A 20,256-nucleotide genomic window follows, 5' to 3' on the forward strand; every position below is an offset into this window, starting at 1 on the left:
GTCTTTTCTACTTAGCTACTTTGAAAGTGGAATTTAACTTTTCACTTCAGCAGATTCAGAAAGATGAGAAATATGTTTGAATTTCTGTGAGAAATATAGTATCATAAAATTACTCAAGAGAGTAGGAAGAGATTGGTGACTGTGCAAAGGTCGTCTCTTCTTTTTATTTTCTCTGACTCCGTTATGATTATTATAATACAAATGAAAAAAGACTGCTAATCGTGAGCAGTCGTAGGATTCCCCAATTCAGTTTAAATATATGAGCGTTGAATGATTTAGCTGTCCCCAACATTTTTCCATGCCTTGTTTCACCCACACACAATTTAAATATTCTTTTTAAGATACCATAATGCTTTTTTTATGTTTCAGCAAAAGCAATCAAATCCTTGCTCTGAAGAATGTATTTTTAATTTCATCCAACCCGCAAGAAGAGTCTAAGTATTAGCGATAAAGTGAATTTCAAAGCATAATTAGATTATTTAACGAAAAGCTGAATTTAATTAAAATGGTGTTATGCAAAAGAATGGATGCTCCACTATTAATAGAAAATTCGTAATAAATAAGAGTATCATGGTCTATATTCATAAAGCTATCGTGCAATTTTTTGCACTGTAATGTGAACAGAGGAGATGGTTGTCTATATTTATAGCTTTTTCAGTATCATTCTAATTAAACGACCTTAATGATAAAGCTTTATTGGATATAGAAAGAGAAGAAATAGAAAAAAACAAAGGCCGGTACGTTTGCTGACCTTTGTTTATACTTTAGTCAACGTATCAGATAAATTTAAAGGAAAAAAGCACTTATTCTAAAATGTCAAATCTGTGAATCTATAATTTGCACAAATGACTAAATAGCAATAAAATGATATTTTTAAGTCGGGAGGATATGATATGAAAAATGATTATGAATATTTGTATGGAAAAATGCTTGATGAATTTTCAGAATTAGTAAAGTGTTTGATGTTTGTAAGTTTTGCGGCTGGTACTGATGACAATGTAGCTTTAACTGAGGTTGCACCTTTGTTACAAAATTTATCTAAAGATTTAACGGAATGTTATAATCACTTTGTTGAGGCAGCTTCAATAATTTTTATGAAAGATGATTATCAGAAACTTAATTATTTTAGCAACAGTTTGAGCAACGAAATACTTAGAGAATTACATAGTCTCAATGAAATGGATGAATCAAAAAAAAATAAGGAGTAGAGCTCGCTCTATTCCTTATTTTGTAATACCATAACCTGCAATATAAATACTACCAACCCGATAACTATTTTGCCTACATTCATCATTTGTACTATTGCCTTCAATCGTATAAACAGTGCCATTTTCTACTTTTTCAACGATGCCTACATGGTCACTGATTCCATCATTTTGCCAGTCAAAAAAGATGACATCTCCCGATGCTGGTGTATATTGTCTGCCTTGCCATTGATCATGTTGCTTGAACCATTGAATCCCTGTTGGGCAGTAGGCAAATTTAGGAACAGTACCATCCTCGATTAAGCCTGCTTCATTCATAACCCAACTTACAAAACAGGCGCACCATTCCACACGACTGTTGAAACCATACCAGCTCCAATACGGACGCCCGCCAATATTGCCAATCTGCGATTGTGCAATCTGTACAACATCATGATTACCAATATGGTAATACTGCATAACATGCGGCACATATTGTGGGTCACCATAAACATCTGTCTTGAGTTCTGCTTTTTTCTGGTCACTATACACCTTGGCATTGGCTCGTGTATAACTACCAAAATTCACATTCACCCAATCAATGTAGCCTTTGCCAAAATTATATGCCTGCAGTGCAAGAGAAAGATGATTGATATCTGATGGATTTTTTACTTTTGCAAGTCTTATCGTATCTGATAAATAATGAATACCTACTTCTATAGAATATTCTGAATCAGTAATACCATTTGGTTCATTCGGATACTTCGTATTATACTCACATTCGCTTGACTGCATAGGATCACTACCTTGACCACCACTTTCCTGCATCATGACAGCATTGATTACTCCTACATAATCCTCGATGTCGTATTTCTTTGCATATTTTGATACAGTATCGGAATATGCAAGAACCTCTGGGCTGACAGACAGCAATGCACTATTGACACTGCTGTCATCAGCTAGAGCAGAGAACACACCAAAAAACAGTGCCAAGACAACCAGCAAGATAAATGTACCACCGATACTCAGAATATTCTGCACGCTAGTTACTGCAACCTTGACTACCTTAAAGGTGTTCTTGATTCCGTTGCCTAGATGACCAATTCCTTTTTTTATTCTACTGCTGTTTTGCTGCGCTTTTTTCACTTTCTGCTTATGCTTGTGGATATGAAAAAAGTGCATCTTCGATTGATAGTCATTCTTGTTTACAGGTCTGAATTTCACTTGTTTTGATGACCCTTTTGCTGACTTTATTTTTATTTTACGATCCGGCTGCTTATCCGATCGAATTGAAGATGTTTTCTTTGCATCAGATTTAAGCCTAGATGTGGTTCTATTCGCAGCAGCATCTTTTTCTTTTGTCTTGATCAAATGAGAATCATTGCTTTTTCCATTTTTTATATCAGCTTGTTTTTCTTTAATATCAGCACCAGATTTAAAGGACTCATCAATCAACCTCTTATTCTTGATATCCGCTTGTTTCCTTTTTATCTTCTTTGCATACTGCTTGGCCATATATACGCTTTCAGCAGCGGTTTTCTTTTCTCTACCTACAACTGTATTCGTTGCCTTTTTGCTAGGGTCTGAAATATTAGCTGAATCTTGTTGTGATTGATTTGATTTTTCTTTTACATTCTTCTCTTTGGTAAAGTGTTGCAGAGTTTTATTTTTATCAAGAGAATTGATATCCTGCTTGGTTTCTTTTACTTTGATATCTTTCATAAATTATCTAGCATCATGCTTCACAGTTTTTCTATGTTCAGGAGGACAATATTCAGGATATTTTAATTTTATCGCCTCAAAAAAGTAGGGAGCTGATTCACAACAGAACAGATCATAAGGAGTGGATGGGAGCTTTTCATCAGTATATCCATTCCACATGTTAAAAGCAAAAAGTGTTGCCTTAATGGAACCGCTTGTCTGCCAGCTACCTTCTAATCCTTTTGGTTTGATTCGGTCATTTTTAAAATCAAATATCGTTTGAATATTTGCTCTTGTATCAGGATTGATTCCTAATGTATAGAATATCGCTCTGTGATAACTATCATCCCTTTTCGAATGTGCCATACAGTCTAGGAAAAACTTTTCGTGTTGAGAATCTTTAAATCGTAATTGCATATAGAACACTTCCTTTCATATGTCAATTTTGCAATTAAAAAAATCGCACATTTGTTTATAGGTTCTAAGGCTCCTATAATGAGTGCGAAAGAAGGTGGAATTTACATGGATAAATTTTTAAAATCATTTTATGATGAACATTTTGTGAATAGGGAAAACAATAAAATCGAAGATACTGCTGAATATAAAAAACGCTCTGATCATCATGAACAGCTTTTATTGCAAATCCATAGTTCTTTGATTAAAGTTCTTCCGGCCAAAGAAGCTATTGGATTGCTCAACGATTTCAATGATGCGATGTTTCATCTTTTGGCATTGTATCAGTATGAAGATTTCAAATACTATTTCCTTACTGGTATTCAACTTGGCATAGAGATAACACGAACAAAACATCCCGATTTAACGGTTGAACAAATCATGCAGCTGCTACATCAAATAAAAGAAGATAACTCCTGCTGAATCATCACATCAGGAGTTATTTTATTATCTATCTTTATCTTTGGGCAGCGCCTTTTCAAGGAACGCTGCATCATTCGTTTTACTTTCTCCAATCTGCTTCAAATCTTTTTTAACAGAACTCTTATCCAATCCATCCAGTTTCTTATAAGCTGATTGTGTTTTCTGATATAATGCCTCAATTTTTTTGTATAAGCCTATTCCGGCATGTTGTAACACGTTCAGCTTTTGCGTATCACTTTGAAAGGGAACAGCATCCTTGCCCATCATGATACGACCGATATTTTTAAAGTTATGCTTGATATTTCTTGATTGTGCAGTAATTTCTGTTACTTTGCTATTGAATGCTCCTACAACTCCATTTGCAACTGCGAGGGAATGTCCAATATGCTGTAATGCCTGTTTAAAGTGCAGTGTATCTACCGTCTTGATTACAGCATGTTTTCCTTTGCTTTTGAATTCATCTACAGACTGCTTGACGGCAGTTCTAAATGAGTTCTTTGTTTTCTCAAATAATTCTCTTGTATGATTGACCGCAAGTTCCAGTTTATCTGTAATTACAGTGAGGCGAGATCTTGTTTCCGGATTCTGTAAAGTCTGGATCGTTTCCTTTAAACTTGTGACTTCCTGAATCAGTTCTGTGAATTTTTGATCCATGGTATCTAAATATTCTAAAAGTTCTTTGGTTTCTTTTACTTCTTTGTTTTTGCCACCCTGCATAAGTGCTTTTAAATACTCCTGAACGATGGGCTCATTTTGCATTGAAATTGCGGGTAATTGTTTTTCCATGTGCGATTACACATCCTCTCTATCTTTTGGTTTTGTTGTCATAAGCTGATATAGTTTTGTATCTTTTGGAAACTTATTTACGAACGGGACAAGGGAACCACCATATTTGATAAGTCCACATCCAGATTGAGCATTCGTAATATAAGAAAGTTGTTCTTCGGAAATATTCAGTAGCTTTGCCAGCTTCTCTCGATCCTGATAGGACTGATTCAGCATAACGACAAATTCGGAGTTGCTGATCATTGTACTGGCTTGCGTACTGTCTAATAGATACTCCACATTTTGCGTGATGCCTGTTGGAAAGGCATCACGTTTACGGAATTGTCGCCAAGCCGAGTTAAAGAATGATGCACTCTCTTCATTCTCAAAGACGACATGGAATTCATCCAGAAAAATATGCGTTCGTTTGCCCTTACGCCAGTTATCATTGACCCGATTGATCATTGCATCTGTAATGACCAATAGCCCCATCGTTTTCAGTTGTTTTCCTAAATTAAAAATATCATAGGAAATAATGCGGTTTTCTACATCCACATTCGTTTCATGTGCGAATGCGTCAAGACTTCCATCTGTAAACAATTCGAGTTTCAGGGCAAGACTGCGTGCCTCCAGTTCTGGCTGTTCCAACAGTTTCTTTCTCAACACATTTAGTGTAGGAACCGGACCACGTCGTTTATAGTCTGAATATACCAAGGCAACGCAACGGTCGATGATGCTTCTATCCACTGGCTTGATACCATCTCGATCCAACTGCTCAAATAAAGACATCACAAATTGAGATTTATCGCCAACCGGATTACCAGTATCTCCGTATCCTTCAACCATGTCCATTGCATTGATATGATCTTTACTGCCCGCAGAAATATGAATGACTTCTCCATTCAGTTCTTCAATGAGGGCAGTATATTCCGATTCCGGATCACATATTAGAATATCGTCATTGGTTGAGAGTGCAATGAATACAATCTGTTCCTTGGTTAGAAAAGACTTTCCGGAACCAGGTACGCCCAACTGAAAAGCATTTGGATTTAAAAGGTTTTCCTTATTACAAAGAATCAAATTGTTAGTAATGGCATGTTGACCAAACCAGATGCCTTTTTTATCCATGATATCCTGCGCTCGGAAAGGTATGAACACTGCAGCGCTCTCTGTAAGCAGTGTTCTGACGATATTCAACTTATTGATGCCTAAGGGCAGTGCTGTATTTAAACCATCCAGCTGCCGGCTCGCAAAAGCCAATGTCGTAAGCTCGCACATATACTTTCTTGCGACTGCCATCAATGTTTCTGTATCTGTATCAAGTTCTTCCAAGCTATCTGCTAAATGCACCAATGTAATCGTACCAAACATCATTCTCTGGTCACGTACTGTCAGGTCATCTAAGAATTCTTTTGCCTCATGCCTCTGCTGCTCCATATCGTAAGGAATGACCGCACTGAAGTTGTTGTTGTTGTTTTGCTTTCTCTGCCAATTGGTGATATTTGTTTCTACCCCCAACAAGCGATTTTCTACTTCCTTAACCGCTTCATCTGTCTGCACTGTTACGATATCAATAGAAAACATCAAATTTTTATTGAGCGAACATACCTCAGATACAAAACTGTCCTTGATATAGCGTGCGTAATCACTCAGATATAAGACACGTCCAAATTTATCACCAATCTTGAAATACTTATGCTCAAATATTGGTGCCTTTGGACAGATAGCATCCTTGAAACTGTGTCCTTTTTTCATGGAATTATTCAGATCAAAGTTGATAAATTCTTCCTCACCGCTCCGGAAAAAATCATGAAGAACCTTTAAACGTTCTATTGCATCCATGCTCTCACACGATGAACCTAATTTAGCGAAATGGGAAGATAATTCTACTGTGGTTCGGTTAAAGAAATTCTTTGCTTCTTCATAATTGTTTTTGAAAATTGTGACAGTAAGGTACTTCTCTTGCAGAATATCTTCTGATCCGGATACCTTGTCTAGCAACATCTGATTGTATTCTTCACGATATTTATTCAATCCATCATTCTGATATGGTATCAGTATCTCACTTTTGAAATCTTTGATGTTGATCTTTCGATTATTGATTGTGATTTTGGACATTGTTGAGCTGTCCAACGAGTTCAGCAATTCTGAATAATCTAGAAAGATATTGATTTTTTCATCTTTTGAGGCAATGGAATAATTCACATCCTTAAACCGATATGTCATACTGTAACGATTGCCTAATTTAAAAATACCATCCTTGTAGACGGTATCCGCTTCAACAATATCCTGAGCCTTTTTAGGAATCCTCAGCTTATTTTTATTTTGCTTTCTTAATCGTTCGTAACCCTTTATCATTTTTCTTTAAGTCCTCCTTCAAATGACGTTCAATGTTATCTTTCAAACACTCGTAATATATATTGACAGGCTGGAATATGAGCTGACGCTGTTTTAACAAAAAAGAGCGGATTGCGGTAATGACAACCTGCTCTGCATTCATACCCTGATATTTCACAAATCCTAACATCGCGAACGGTGCAGCGCCCAGCATACACAGCCAACTGGTCAACTCTATCCCTAACTTGTCAATAAAAACAAAGTACAGAATAACTGCAACAACACAAGCTATGACTGAAAAAAAGCATTGCCGAACAGATAATCCAAAGAAAATACTCTCAGTGTATTCTCTGATTTCCTTATTGATTTTTACTTCCATTTTATCTTACCTTTCCTGTGTTTTATATCTTGGTTTGCTGTAAAACTTCATGATATCCGGTACGTGCATACGACTCTCTTCATGTAGCTTATCTGCTGTTATACCCTCGACTTTACAATGACTGAGATAGATCCTGATTTCATTCGTTGGCTTTGGATAATACTTGGGAAGGATATTCCAAAGCATGACATGTGCCGGCATTTCCAAATGATCGATATGAAAATTATCTTTCAGCTTATCTATGAACATCTCATGAAATTCACCATCTGCAAGTTGTATTGCGTATTCACGACTGATAGAAAAATCTTTGGGATGAAAGGTCACAAGTTCCTTGCCATTGGTTGCTACTGTAAAGACATCTGTATTCTCTGGGTAAAACTTATCTAAAATACAGATAGGTACATAATTTTCTCCATGTTCAAGGCAAGAGTGATCCAAATAATAACGTGAATTTTTAACATAAGGTTTCCATGACTTAACATCAAAAATGTCTGGAATTTCAATATATGGCATCTGCCTTTGCAGCCAATTTCTCGTAACACCATGTTCTTGGCAATAATCCATATATACTTTTACTCCCATAACCGCATGAATATCATTCTTACCTGCAATGTAACGCCACATACTGTAATGTCCTTCTGGTGTCATTGCTTTTATCTCATACTGCATTTGTATAAGATTCATAAATTCATTACCTAAATTAAACGCCCAAGGAGCAACATAATCAGTCCTTCGATCTGTAATAGCAATACTTGTAATTTCATCGCTGGATTTTGCCGCAAAACATACCGGCTCGTGATTCATGTATTCCTCCATCATTACTCGTTCATAATAATTATCATTCAAAACCAAGGTAGGTTCTAAAATGAAAAGGACTTTGTAGTCCCTGGTATCTTCTCCTTCTCGCAAAATCGTTTCTGCTTCTTTCAACAAATCTATTTTCATTCTCTATTATCTCCTTTTCTAACGTTCATGCTCCGCACGACCTGATTTTGATATTTCATAAGTTTGAAAAAGATTTTTTAATTTGACTTTTGACTCCTCTGGTAGATAGACATGAATATGGCTTTTCTTACAGTATTTTAAATATTTCTTGATTCCTTCCTGTGTTTTCGAATCATATTCTGCTTTTGATACTATTTCCAGTTCAGCTATGATATTCTCGTGCGTCTCCAGTGACATAAATCGAATAGTTGCACCTGACTGCAGTACATTGAATAAATCTGTTTCAAAATCAAATCCCCAATCTTGTAAATCTCTGATAAAGGGATACTTTTCGTCTCGTATCAAGACCATAGATGATGAATCGTATGGGAAAAAGGAAATCGTTCCACTCTCATCCTCTAGTGTATAACCTAATGCAAGATCATTGTAAAAAGGCTCATTTAGAAGATATTCATAATTCTTAAGTGTTACAGCTTCGATATGCCCACACTTCTTCATTTTTTCATCGACTTGTTTTGATAATTGCTTTTCAAAGTTTTTTAAACAGCGTTCTGCAGAACAGAATTCTTTATCACCTGTCAACTTTTGAATATATGGAGCATCTATACCATGCTCTTTACAATATTCAAAATAAATACGTCTGCCATGATGATATTGTTCAAGATACATATCGTCTAAATTTTCAAAGGCTCTCTCTGTTTCTTTCCAGCATTCTACATGTACATAGTCTGAGATATAAAATGGCTTATAACCTTTTGCCAAGATATTATACACATGATCAACGGGTTTAAAGCCATGATACGTCATGTCATTCATATTCGTCCCCAGTTTTTCCTTGTCCTTTTCATATAGATAGGCAACTTTGATATTTTCATTATCAACACCATAGACACCAATCAAAGGAGGCTTTTTAAATGGATATTCATCCATTACCTCTTTGATTCTTTTATTGATTAGTCTTTCTTCCATTTGTCTCCACCTCCTTATAGTCCCATCATTTCCTTAACAATACGATCCGATATTTTGACCGTACCAACCAAAATAAGCATATTAAAGATCAATTCACCAACATAACTCCAAACCATACTCACTGCACTAGCACTTGGATCAACCACAGGCGGAGAGGCGGCAAAAGCTGAAAAGATGATACATGCCAGCACAATGATAGAACCCTCAAGACATACTCCTGCATAGGATTTCGTGAATGTGACAGCTATATGCTGCGTAGATTCTCCGGCAGATGTTGATAGTGGAATTGGAGCAATCGCCGTATACATATAAATCTTAAAAAAGCGCCCATAAACTGTTAAAATCATCACAAACGACAATACCGTAATAAATATCCCCCCGAGCAGGGTTACTGCCCATAATGGGATACTTTCCAAAAAGCCACAATCGTCAACTGCGTCTATGATTTCTTTGGGTATCGTCGTATTGGTTGCTGTTCCTACACCGACTGTTGTCATGATCGTCGATGTGATACCTTGTACGATGGTAAAAATGGCTTTCATTAGCTCCATGCCATATACGACAAGACCTCTAGCAATCGCAAATCGGATAAACAGTTTAAGGGCATGTTCTGGTCGCTTGATATCCTGATAAGAAGTACAGGTCTTTACAACTGCCACAACAAAGAATAGAACCAGTAGTGCAATACCAATAGCAAGCAAAGCTCCATGAATCTTCTCAATAATCTTCCATATACCACCGCCCTTAAAATCTTCTGGAGATTGTGTTAATAACAGCCATATCTCTGCCAGTTTTTCATTCCACGTTTCAATGGCGTTCCGTAAATTGTCAATGATTCCATCCAAATCCTACACCTCCTTGTTTTGTTTTCCCATCCATAGAATTATCCTCCTACAATGATGTTGAGAATTTCCTTAGCAAACGTTATGACGATACCTCCCGCAACTGTCAAAAAGCCATTTGCTCTTTGCGATGGATCATGACTCTTTAGGGATAAACCGACTTGCACAACACCAAAGCCCAGCAAGATCATACCAATGGCACGGATCAATCCAAAAATGAAATCAGACAGGTTATTTACGACCTGAATCGGGTCACCATCTGCGTGAACCGGTGTAGCAAAACAGAAACATACAACCATGACGCAATATGCGACAAACAGAAATCTCGTTTTCTTATTCAATTTTAAAAGTTTCATTTTTTCATTATCTCCTTCATATGAAATCAGGAGTGCTGCGAAATAAAAAAATCTCGCTACACTCCTGTCAAACGTAGAACAGAGGACAGTCTATAAAGATTCTTTCTGTTCCATTTCAAAAGTACTGAAATACTCTTCTAAATCTTCTTCACTAAGCAATTCGTATTCACTATTGCTCAGTGGGATGTTTTGCCAATCTTCTATGGCGTGATGTATAACACCGTGAGGATAACATTTTGTTCCACCATCCCTAGTTGCTTTGATATTAGGATGTTTCAACAAATCGTATTTTTTATCAAAAATCGGTCGTTCTCCACGCAGGAATAATAAACAATAGTCATTATCCAAAAGCCGCACTTCATCCGGTGTAAGCAGTTCTCGACCAGCTTGTTGATAATTGGTAGAGTAGTTGCCGTTATGTCCACTGCTTTTACCAAAAGTATTCGTATCTAGTGTTTCCTTTCCAAGATACTCTGACATAAATTTGTGGGTGCTCTGTTCATTTCCTCCTAAGTAGAGGAGAGTATCACAATTCCCGACAATACTTTCCCAAGCATCTTTATACAATGCTTTGATCTGCGCTAGATTTTGAATGATGATAGATACAAAAATCAATCGTGATCGCATCGTAGATAATAACTTGTCAAAGTCATCCGGCAATGCGACGTTCGCAAATTCATCCATTAGGAAATGTACTGGAATAGGAAGTTCTCCGCCATGAACGATATCTGCCTGAAAGTACAGCATCTGAAATAACTGGGTGTATAGCATACCAATTAGGAAATTAAAGGTACTGTCATTATCAGGAATCACACAGTAAATAGCTGTTTTACGTTCTCCAACCTGATCCAGTTCTAATTCGTCACAGGATGTAATACCGGCAATACTGTCTAAGTTGAAAGCAGCAAGTCGTACACCAACAGAAATAAGAATAGATTTTGCAGTCTTTCCAGCTGCCTGTTTATAAATCTTATACTGCTTGAGTGCTAAACTGTCAGGTTTTCGCATTTCCAGCCTATCAAACAATTCATCCAATGGACTTTGGTATTCCTCATCATCTTCTTTTACATCAGCGGATGCAATCATTTCCATGACCATTGTGAAGTTTTGTTCTTCCTCTGGTGCTTCATGTATCAGATAAAGACACAACGCCTCTAGCAATGCAGTTTCTGATTTCTCCCAGAAAGGATCGTTCGTTTGCGACCCTTTAGGCGTTGTATTACGAATTAAATTCGTAATCAACTTTAAGACATCTTTATCATCCTTGATATAAGCAAATGGATTATAGCAATGAGATTTTGACATGTTAATAAGATCTATGACCTTGATGACATAACCTTCTTTTTCTAAAAGATAACCCGTATCACGCAAGATTTCCCCCTTTGGATCTAAGATTACAAATGAGGTATTGCATTGCAGGATATTAGGCTTTACGTAAAATCTTGTCTTACCGGCACCACTTCCACCAAGGACAATCGTATTGAGATTTCTTCGATGCTTTTTACCATCCAATCCAATACGTACACTCTGCGTAAGCAGCTTGTTTTCTAATAACTTTGTGGACGTATATTTTTTATTGATTTTGGAATTATCTCCCCATTTTGCTGATCCATACTCTTCTTTTCTTCGATAGTTTTTTATACTGCTGATATAAATACCGATGCCTATCAAATAGGCAAGTACAAAAATCAGAATCGTTCTGGGTGTATCAGAAACCCAGACAATATGAAAAGGATCGTTGATTGCATCATTCAAGTTTGATAATGCAAAGAACAATCCTTTTTTCATGTAGGGAGCAAATAGCAATGCTCCCCATATTACCGGTATCACAAGGAATCCAAGAAAGATATAATCTTCTTTTCTATCTCTCTTCATATGCACGCTTTACCTTTCCTTTTGAGACAGGAGCATCACAAGCCCTTAGAATCAAATCGTCTATGAAGTCATAGCTTTTCTTTTCCTCAATCTGTCGTGACCTTAAATGATTGAGGGCATTTAATATGATCCGTCTTTCTGTATCAGTAACTGTGATATCATAAAACTGTTCTTTCATATGCTGTTATCTGGACACATCAGAATGTTCATTCTGCTTATCCATATGCTCCTGCTGCTTTGCATAGATACCATGTTCCATACGATCTGATACACTTTTATACAGCCCTTTGATATCTTCCAGTTCACCCTTGACCTCACGCTGATCCAAGCCTTCAAAATACTCACCAGCATGCTGGATAAAGGATTCATCACATCCTTTGATACCATACTTCTGGCAAATGATATAAGAGGCACTAGCAACCATGAATTGACTATCCTCTCTGCTGATACCAGATTTCAGACATTCCACTGTACAGTATTCTTTGACTAGACCCGTCATCATCTCTTGCGGTTCAAGACCTGCTTTTACATAAATCTTCTTTGCATCATCTGCATAATAAACAGGACTAGGCAAGTCTGATTCAGCAGTAACTATTTCAGGTTTGATTGTTGTTCCATGCATCAGGGCACTAATGATTTCCTTATTGCTGTAGTTAGGAGCAGGAATTGTGATTGCTTTACCGTTCAGTTGTGATATATCATAAACGTACTTCGGATTGTAGTTTACACCTACCGTACCATCACGTCGCATATACTCAGAGCCGGGTTCGAGAATCTGAATCCCTTTATCTTTTTCATCATTGCGAATAAACTTATTGTTTTCTCTCCACTTGATACCTTCTTTCAACAGCTGTGCATCAGGGTATTGCGCCATAACAAGCAGCGTGTTGGTTACCTGATAATCAAGTCGTACCATCAGATCAAAATAGCACTTATAATTTTCCGGAGATTCTATCGCTTTTAAAGTCTGCTCATTTGCCATTGAGAAGAGGGCGGTTCTCCATTCCTGCATCCTTTTTGCATATTCCTCTTTAGGAAGCTTTGGAGTCCATTCCTTTTTTGTACTTTCTGCCTTGCCTTCGTTAAATACATCGTATAATTCACTCATAATGACTTCTCCTTTTTCTTAGATTTTCTTTTCTTGTGATTACTGTTTGGATTTTTACTGAATGACTGACCTCGTGCCTTACTGCGCTGTTTGTTTTTCTCAATACGCAATTCACGTTCACTTTTAATTTGTTTCAATTCCTGTCTGACAGATGGTCGTTCAGAAGTATCCTCTGCGACGTTTGCTCTCTTTGAGATATGCTCGGACGGAACGTCGCTCGTTTTCTGTGTCCGAGCGATTGTGGGGTTTTCAGCAAATGACTTTTCTTCTTGCTTAGTAGATGACATAAGGGAATCAATCAAATCGTCATGTTCTTCTGCTGACATAACCGGAACATCTTTCAATGGCTGATTTTCTCTTTCAGATAGAATAGATTCACGCATCGCCTTGGTATCAATCGTAGCAAGTTCAAATTTATCAACGATACGACTGATTTTTGATGCATCTTCTGCTCGTACCATAATGTCACAGATTCCATCCGTATTGTTCTTTTCTTTCAGTACGGAATACAGCACACCGTAACGCTTTGCCTCCTGACAGAATGTCTTTAGATCTTCATGACGAATCGCAAAAACTTTGAGTTCTTTACCAGACTGCAGCATAGAATTTAATCGTGCCGCTCCTTTTACTTTCTTCTTATCATTTAGCATTGCATACAGTGTAGCTGCTAAAGACTTTGTAGCTGCACCTCCAATCTTGAGGGCAATATTTGCCGCAACTTCAATCCCCTGAAGGGACATTCTCACGACCTGATCGGCTGTTTCTCCGCCTGCGTTCATTTTCCTCACGCTCCTTTCGTTCTTGTTCTTTTACAACCTGTAAATTCTGTTTCATCGCTACCGAGCGATGTCGGATACTCTCATAGAGCACCACCTCCTTACGTAGTAATTTGATCTCAGCTGATAGAACTGCAACATCCTGCTGTAGTTTATCTTTGCTGTCCAGATTGCGACAGCGCCGAATCTTGTTATAAACACATCGTCTTTCTTTAATCAGACTTTCCAGACGATCTTGGACACTATGCTCATGGCAATCAAGATCATCCAACGTATTGATTTTCTTTTTACAGAGTAGAGTAGTTTCTTCTGTAATACGATCCATATAACGTAAATCCTCCTTGAATAAAAAATGCACCCTCTTTTTATTAGGTGCATTTTTTGGGAGTATCCCCATTTTATACATGTAGTGAAAATACAAAGCACGAAAACCTGTGAGTTTCCGTGCCTTCTTTATATCCCCTTTATAATAATAATGTGGTGTCTTAGTATCCTTTTGAATTAATTCCCACTTGATAGTGGAATTTTCCAATATCAATTCCTTGATATTTTCCTCAGTAAAGTAACCATCGTTACTTAAACTCCTTAACCTGACAAAACGTTCCTTTGTTGGTGGTCTTACTGCAATATGCTTACCATATTTAATTTCATATCCCTGTGCTTCTAGGCATTGGAAGAACTGTTTCATCGTCATTGACCTATTGATAGCATAATTGACATCTTCCCTTATAGCACTTCTCCAAGTTGGTCTTTGTTGCTTTTCAGCCTGCCATTCTGCATAATGCATAGACTTCTTTTTTGGGTTCTCAATGACACTCAACTGATACTTACGACACAAATCATCTGACAACTTGCGAATCTTTTTATAATTTTCCTTATTATCATAGTATTTCAGTCCATCCTTAAATGAAACAGAGTTAATCACGAAATGATTATGATAATGTTTTTTATCAAGATGTGTTGATACCAGTACCTCAAAGCGATTCCCCCACATCGCCTGTGCTAATTCAATACCTATTTGGTGTGCTGTTTCTGCATCAACTTCTCCAGGGGCAAATGACTGGTAAGCATGATAGGCAAGGATACCTTCTGTTTTATGATAAGCTTTCTTTGTAATCATCATATCCTTGAGTGCAGTTGCCATTGTACAGTTGATACCACTGACATATAATTGCTTTTCAGTCTTAAGATCTTGAGTGGTATAATTGATGACTTGACTCAATCCATTATAATGATAATCACTTTCACTGACAGTTGTTTTATCTGGATTGGAAATATAGTCAAGCACACGTTTCAAATTGTCTTTGACATCCCATATTCTAGTTGTTGCCATCACTATTCTCCTCTGGCAGCAAAACCTTTTCTCTAATCTCAAGAATATTCTTATTCAATTCGGCAATATCTCTTTTATAGCGAGCGATATCTATACTACCTGTTTTATGAGCAATCATCACTAATTGATTAATGTTATTACCAATTCGCCTTAATTGATCTATCATATCAAAGAAATCCTGTGATGGTTTTTCCATAGGGATATAACCACTTATTAAGTATCTAATATATGCCTCTTTTGATAATCCAGATTTTCTTACTTTATCAATCAGCAATATATTTTCTTTTTCATTTAAGCGAATCATCAATCTAATATTTCTTTTTCTCATAAATAACTCTCCAATACAAAATAAAACTACCAGTATAACTGGTAGTTTTCTCTGAGCCTATAAGGCTCCTTTCCCTGCTACACCTAAAGGTACGGTGAGAAAGACTTGACGGTTGCACTCTGCTACTTGTACCCCTTAAAGGGGTCCTCTATTTTATTTTTTCACCTGTGAATGGGTCTACAAATTCCTTCATGCTCATTTGATCATACATTTTGTCCTCGTAAATTTGATTCCTTATGTATTCTTCTATTACTTTTTTATTTTTTCCCACTGTATCGACATAGTAGCCCCGACACCAAAATTTACGTTGCCCGTATTTATATTTCAAATTCGCATGTCTCTCGAATATCATCAATGTGCTCTTTCCCTTCAGATATCCCATAAATGACGAGATACTCATTTTGGGTGGAATCTTTACCAACATGTGCACATGATCATTGCATAATTCCGCCTCAATTATCTCAACACCTTTTCGCGCGCATAAATCTCTTAGTATTTTTCCTATATCTTTTTTCAATTTTCCATATATTACTTGCCTTCTATACTTAGGCGCGAAAACGATGTGATAATTGCAATTCCATTTTGTGTGTGCTAAACTTTCTGTATCCATATTTTATGGTACCTCCTTTATTTTGTTGTGACCGCCAAGCCACTTACATTATATCGGAGGTTTTCTTTTTTTTGTTACTTTTCTTATAGCTTAAGCTTTTTAGAACCACCTGTATAACAGGTGGTTTTCTTGTTACAATAAAACTTGTTCATAAAAATAAACAAGTCTTTGAAATATAATATTCTATTCTTTATAATCAACGTGATTAGCAGCTCGCATAAATTTCATAGTTAATCCCAATTTTTCGTATTCATATTCTGAATCCAACCGTTCTAGGAGTTGAGCTAAAAATATCTGAAATGCTTGTTCTTCCAAAGATAGGTTGAAATCATGTTCCGTTTCTCCATGAAAATTATCATCATTCAGAAAAGAAATATACTTATTTTCCGATTTTAAAAACAAACCATATTGTGCGCAAAAAAGCATGTCTATATTTTTTTCTTCTAAATCATTTAGAATTTCCAGAACTTTTTCTTTACTAGATATATTTGATTTATATGTGAACATCACTTTTAAAGGAGCTTTATAATTTAGGGTACTTTTTAATTTTTCATCTCTGTTAAAAGCATTTTGGAGATTTGTAAACTTCAAGTTATCATTCTTAATTTTATCTTTTGACAACAAAGTAGAACATTCAATATTTGCTTTTAGACTTTCATGATAAATAATTTTATTTGCATAACCGGAAAACAATACCGGATAATTAAATGAATCATATATCATAATATCACATTGATTACTTATACTTGATTCTGTGTATACAAAACCAGATGCAATAGTAAATTTATCAGGAATATAATCCTTTAGAAAATTCTTTACAACTTCTTCGCATTCTCTCCCTCTCTCTCCATTATGATGTATGCTTGTGATAAGATCTAATTCAGCTATAATTTTTTCAAACCATCTTTTATGCACAAGTATAGGTAACCTTATACTTTCTTCTTGATTCATATTCTCTCATCCTTTCTTGATATATAATACATCATATCAAATATAGATCATACTTTAAAGCATGGGTCTTAGGGTATACCCTAACAAGCGAATTTGTGGGTAGCCAAATTCAGTGCTTGCTGCAGTACAAGACATAAAGGTACACTCAAAGATTTGAATAGTTCTAAAATAATATAAAAAGAGCAAAACATTTTATTGTTTCGCCCTATATCCAAATCGCATCTATCCTAAAATGGCAATTCCTGCGTAGGCTGTTCCTTTCCTTTTTGTTTGTTCTTCATTTCCTGCTGGTGCATGATTTCTAAGCGATCTATGTTGATTTTATAGAAGTTTAAATCCGCTGACACTGAGTAAAAACCTGTTTTTATACCTTGCATATCTTCATGAATATATAACTCCTGCAGTCTTTCTAATGATTGAGAATACTGTTGTGTATCCATATAATTTACATACTTAAAATCCATAACTCGATAACAACAATCAACGACATAATAATTTTTAAAATCAAATTTATTTTCAATATCATTTTCAATCATCAGTGCCTCGGCTGCCCAGATTTTACTTCCTTCTTTGCTAAAAATCATGATACAACCACCATGATTTCCTTTTTCATAATCAGTTGTATATATCATTCTATCTTCCATTTCCTTTAACGAAACACCATCACTGAAGTATTCTAATTCCTTTTGAGGTATACGACCTTTATCAGTTGCACGATATTCCATCTTATACCAATCACTCTTTTGAAATTGAAATTCTCCAGAATCTACCAATTCCATTGCCTGCTGTTCAGCAAAGTTTTTTGATGTAGCTTCAATAGGAATAACAGCCTGCCGAATCTCAGTAATCTCAACATCATAACGCTTCATTTACTTTTTCCTTCCTGTTTTTCAAAGAAATCATCTGTACTTTGCTCAAGTTTCTGATACTTATTTTTAAGATTATTTAAATCTTTCAGCTTAGAGTTAAGCTGATTAACTTCACAGTCTAACTCATTTCTTTTCTCTATTTTCAAAGTTTTTTGTTGTTCTAATTTCTGTATTTCCTTTTCAATTTTCTTGTACATGCTACATAATCCTCCTTAGATATAAAAGAAACTGTTTATTTTAAATCACATCTTTATTACTTATTTGTTACTTCAGATAATACAATAATCAATCTAAATTACTCAAAGCTTTTTTTAATATATCTATAAGCTCCATATACCTTATCTTCTTTACATCTGATAATTCTCTATAAAACTTTATCACTTCTTTGATATTTTCATCATGCAAAAATAGTGATCCATAATCATACATTTTCATACTCAAAAATCTAGTGATCAACGAATAATTTGTTAAGATGGTTTCTACATCTTTATCCTCACTAATACAAAATTTTTCACATATATGATGATATGCATCATATATGTTCTGATACGCTTCTTCACATACTTTGCCAATTTCAAATTCATTTTCTATAGCACCTCAATTCGCTTGGAGCCTCATTCAGTTCCATCATACCATTCATTAAATCGTAAATTAATTCTTTAAATTCTACATTTTTCTCAGCCATAATTAAACCTCCTCGCATCAAATAGTGTTCTTACGCGAACACTATCAGTAATTCAATATTATCGTAATAATATTTATAATGCAATTATACGATGGAGACTGGAGTGACAATAATGATAAAGTATGATAGATTATGGCAAACGATGAAAGCAAAGGGTATATCTCAATATGATCTTTATACACATTATAATGTAAATCGCTCTCAGTTGAATAGATTAAGAAAAAATCATAATGTTGAAGTAAACACGATTGATAAATTATGCAATATCTTAAATTGCAAAATAGAAGAAATCATGGAACATTTTCCAGATGATAATTCCTTTTGAAAGATAGTTAAGGCTATCTTTTTTTCTATAAATAATCGCTTTAAACTGTATAAAAAACATTAGCTATGAATGACTTAGAACTATTGTTATCGTTCTAAATTATATTTTCTTTTCTTAACTTGATTCTGTAATATCAAATTAATGTCCTTTGCATGTCTGGGACTGTCATCAAAAATGTTATATTGATCTTGTAGATGAAAAATAATTTTTCTCGTTGTATCGTAACCAGCTTTATCATTATCCAAATGCAGATGTAATTCTTTGATTTGAAGATTCCTTTCTAAGAATGATTTTAATGCTATTGGAATTGTAGATTCTTCAAGATTTCTATCCTTTACCAAAGTAGAGGCTCCAGAAATTGCAAGATAATTATCCAATTTGTAATCCTTGTGATTCTGCTTTGATAACGTCATATATGACAGCAAATCAATCGCTGATTCAAAAACGTGCAGGGAAGTATTACTGTCATTGGTAATTGAAAATCCATAACTTTTGTCACTGCCCCAGACATCCTTTTTCATATCATTATCCAATGATCTTTTACATGCAAAACGAGGATAGTGGTTCTCATCGTATCCTACAAAGACGATGCAATGCTCTTTAGATTCCTGATAAAATAAACGTTGTTCTTGACAGTAGTTCACAATGTTTTTATCAATGCAGCGCTTATTTATTAGATAAGCTATTGCATCATTATCATTTTCAGCAGGATAAGGCAGACGCAGTTTCTTTGTCTGTCTTTCTCTTTGATTGTGTTGCACAGGTTCCTTTAAGTCTATCAGATTTTTAATATGCATTGCTGCATCCCGAAAACTCATATTCTCAATTTTAATTAAGAAATCGAGTGCTGTTTTACCACCGATCCCTGATGACCAGTGCATCCATAATCCATGCGACATATGCAGTGATGTATGAGATTTTGTTGTGTAATCCACATGTCCATTTCTCACAAGATCATGCGGTTCATAATTTTTAAAGTAAGTCAGTAAGTCCAACTCTCTAATTCTTTTCATATCACTTTCGGGGATTTTCTTTCCCATAT

22 protein-coding genes are annotated in these 20,256 nt (G+C 35.6%); 3 read left to right on the forward strand and 19 right to left on the reverse strand.

Annotation, left to right across the window (positions count from 1 at the left end; translation table 11 throughout):
• Positions 1–893: 893 nt before the first annotated feature.
• Positions 894–1,208: a hypothetical protein gene (locus ACLRVU_RS13790; protein ID WP_008816945.1), complete on the forward strand. Its 315-nt coding sequence runs from the start codon at positions 894–896 to the stop codon at positions 1,206–1,208.
• Positions 1,209–1,223: 15 nt separating this feature from the next.
• On the opposite strand, the gene ACLRVU_RS13795 is transcribed toward ACLRVU_RS13790, so the two are convergent.
• Both ACLRVU_RS13795 and ACLRVU_RS13800 read right to left on the reverse strand, forming a co-directional pair.
• Positions 1,224–2,906 carry a lysozyme family protein gene (locus tag ACLRVU_RS13795; protein ID WP_008816946.1) on the reverse strand — a complete coding sequence of 561 codons (1,683 nt, stop codon included), beginning with the start codon at positions 2,904–2,906 and terminating at the stop codon, positions 1,224–1,226.
• 3 nt (positions 2,907–2,909) lie between these two features.
• On the reverse strand, positions 2,910–3,302 hold the full coding sequence (locus ACLRVU_RS13800) for a DUF6075 family protein (RefSeq protein WP_008816947.1): 393 nt from the start codon (positions 3,300–3,302) through the stop codon (positions 2,910–2,912).
• A 105-nt stretch (positions 3,303–3,407) separates the two neighbouring features.
• On the opposite strand from ACLRVU_RS13800, the gene ACLRVU_RS13805 reads away from it, so the two are divergent.
• Entirely contained in the window at positions 3,408–3,761 is a 354-nt protein-coding gene (locus tag ACLRVU_RS13805) for a hypothetical protein (protein WP_008816948.1), read from the forward strand.
• Positions 3,762–3,785: 24 nt separating this feature from the next.
• On the opposite strand, the gene ACLRVU_RS13810 is transcribed toward ACLRVU_RS13805, so the two are convergent.
• From ACLRVU_RS13810 to ACLRVU_RS13885, 16 genes are all read right to left on the reverse strand, one after another.
• Positions 3,786–4,547: a DUF6674 family protein gene (locus tag ACLRVU_RS13810; RefSeq protein ID WP_008816949.1), complete on the reverse strand. Its 762-nt coding sequence runs from the start codon at positions 4,545–4,547 to the stop codon at positions 3,786–3,788.
• A gap of 6 nt (positions 4,548–4,553) precedes the next feature.
• The gene (locus ACLRVU_RS13815) at positions 4,554–6,884 is read right to left on the reverse strand and encodes a VirB4-like conjugal transfer ATPase, CD1110 family (protein WP_008816950.1); all 2,331 of its coding nucleotides are present in this window, start codon (positions 6,882–6,884) and stop codon (positions 4,554–4,556) included.
• Positions 6,847–7,242, reverse strand: coding sequence for a PrgI family protein (locus tag ACLRVU_RS13820; RefSeq protein WP_008816951.1), 396 nt, complete (start codon positions 7,240–7,242; stop codon positions 6,847–6,849). Before ACLRVU_RS13820 ends, ACLRVU_RS13815 begins: the two co-directional genes overlap by 38 nt.
• A gap of 6 nt (positions 7,243–7,248) precedes the next feature.
• A complete protein-coding gene (locus ACLRVU_RS13825) occupies positions 7,249–8,187 on the reverse strand; it encodes a hypothetical protein (RefSeq protein WP_008816952.1) in 939 nt (312 codons plus the stop codon).
• A gap of 18 nt (positions 8,188–8,205) precedes the next feature.
• Positions 8,206–9,156: a hypothetical protein gene (locus ACLRVU_RS13830; RefSeq protein ID WP_008816953.1), complete on the reverse strand. Its 951-nt coding sequence runs from the start codon at positions 9,154–9,156 to the stop codon at positions 8,206–8,208.
• Between the two features lie 14 nt (positions 9,157–9,170).
• Complete coding sequence (locus ACLRVU_RS13835) at positions 9,171–10,001, reverse strand: hypothetical protein (RefSeq protein ID WP_257321173.1); 831 nt, start codon at positions 9,999–10,001, stop codon at positions 9,171–9,173.
• 38 nt (positions 10,002–10,039) lie between these two features.
• Complete coding sequence (locus ACLRVU_RS13840) at positions 10,040–10,354, reverse strand: TrbC/VirB2 family protein (protein WP_008816955.1); 315 nt, start codon at positions 10,352–10,354, stop codon at positions 10,040–10,042.
• Between the two features lie 90 nt (positions 10,355–10,444).
• A complete protein-coding gene (locus tag ACLRVU_RS13845; RefSeq protein WP_008816956.1) occupies positions 10,445–12,229 on the reverse strand; it encodes a VirD4-like conjugal transfer protein, CD1115 family in 1,785 nt (594 codons plus the stop codon).
• A 184-nt stretch (positions 12,230–12,413) separates the two neighbouring features.
• Positions 12,414–13,337 (reverse strand): hypothetical protein, encoded by a 924-nt coding sequence (locus ACLRVU_RS13850; RefSeq protein WP_008816957.1) that lies wholly within the window; start codon positions 13,335–13,337, stop codon positions 12,414–12,416.
• Entirely contained in the window at positions 13,334–14,116 is a 783-nt protein-coding gene (locus ACLRVU_RS13855) for a PcfB family protein (protein WP_008816958.1), read from the reverse strand. The genes ACLRVU_RS13850 and ACLRVU_RS13855 overlap by 4 nt, the downstream gene beginning before the upstream one ends.
• Positions 14,058–15,446 carry a relaxase/mobilization nuclease domain-containing protein gene (locus ACLRVU_RS13860; RefSeq protein WP_008816959.1) on the reverse strand — a complete coding sequence of 463 codons (1,389 nt, stop codon included), beginning with the start codon at positions 15,444–15,446 and terminating at the stop codon, positions 14,058–14,060. The genes ACLRVU_RS13855 and ACLRVU_RS13860 overlap by 59 nt, the downstream gene beginning before the upstream one ends.
• Entirely contained in the window at positions 15,433–15,774 is a 342-nt protein-coding gene (locus ACLRVU_RS13865) for a plasmid mobilization protein (protein WP_008816960.1), read from the reverse strand. Before ACLRVU_RS13865 ends, ACLRVU_RS13860 begins: the two co-directional genes overlap by 14 nt.
• 148 nt (positions 15,775–15,922) lie before the next feature.
• Positions 15,923–16,384, reverse strand: coding sequence for an IS200/IS605 family transposase (gene tnpA / locus ACLRVU_RS13870; RefSeq protein ID WP_008816099.1), 462 nt, complete (start codon positions 16,382–16,384; stop codon positions 15,923–15,925).
• Positions 16,385–16,567: 183 nt separating this feature from the next.
• Positions 16,568–17,335 carry a DUF6602 domain-containing protein gene (locus tag ACLRVU_RS13875; protein ID WP_008816961.1) on the reverse strand — a complete coding sequence of 256 codons (768 nt, stop codon included), beginning with the start codon at positions 17,333–17,335 and terminating at the stop codon, positions 16,568–16,570.
• 227 nt (positions 17,336–17,562) lie between these two features.
• Positions 17,563–18,204 (reverse strand): hypothetical protein, encoded by a 642-nt coding sequence (locus tag ACLRVU_RS13880; protein ID WP_008816962.1) that lies wholly within the window; start codon positions 18,202–18,204, stop codon positions 17,563–17,565.
• Complete coding sequence (locus ACLRVU_RS13885; protein ID WP_008816963.1) at positions 18,201–18,401, reverse strand: hypothetical protein; 201 nt, start codon at positions 18,399–18,401, stop codon at positions 18,201–18,203. The genes ACLRVU_RS13880 and ACLRVU_RS13885 overlap by 4 nt, the downstream gene beginning before the upstream one ends.
• Positions 18,402–19,001: 600 nt before the next feature.
• On the opposite strand from ACLRVU_RS13885, the gene ACLRVU_RS13890 reads away from it, so the two are divergent.
• Positions 19,002–19,214: a helix-turn-helix domain-containing protein gene (locus tag ACLRVU_RS13890; protein WP_008816967.1), complete on the forward strand. Its 213-nt coding sequence runs from the start codon at positions 19,002–19,004 to the stop codon at positions 19,212–19,214.
• 86 nt (positions 19,215–19,300) lie between these two features.
• Here ACLRVU_RS13890 and ACLRVU_RS13895 read toward each other — a convergent pair whose 3' ends face one another.
• The gene (locus ACLRVU_RS13895; protein ID WP_008816968.1) at positions 19,301–20,254 is read right to left on the reverse strand and encodes a DUF3991 domain-containing protein; all 954 of its coding nucleotides are present in this window, start codon (positions 20,252–20,254) and stop codon (positions 19,301–19,303) included.
• Between the last annotated feature and the right edge of the window lie 2 nt (positions 20,255–20,256).

Origin of the sequence: Beduini sp. (genome assembly GCF_047239305.1) — a bacterium.
Classification (GTDB): Bacteria; Bacillota_I; Bacilli_A; order Erysipelotrichales; family Coprobacillaceae; genus Beduini.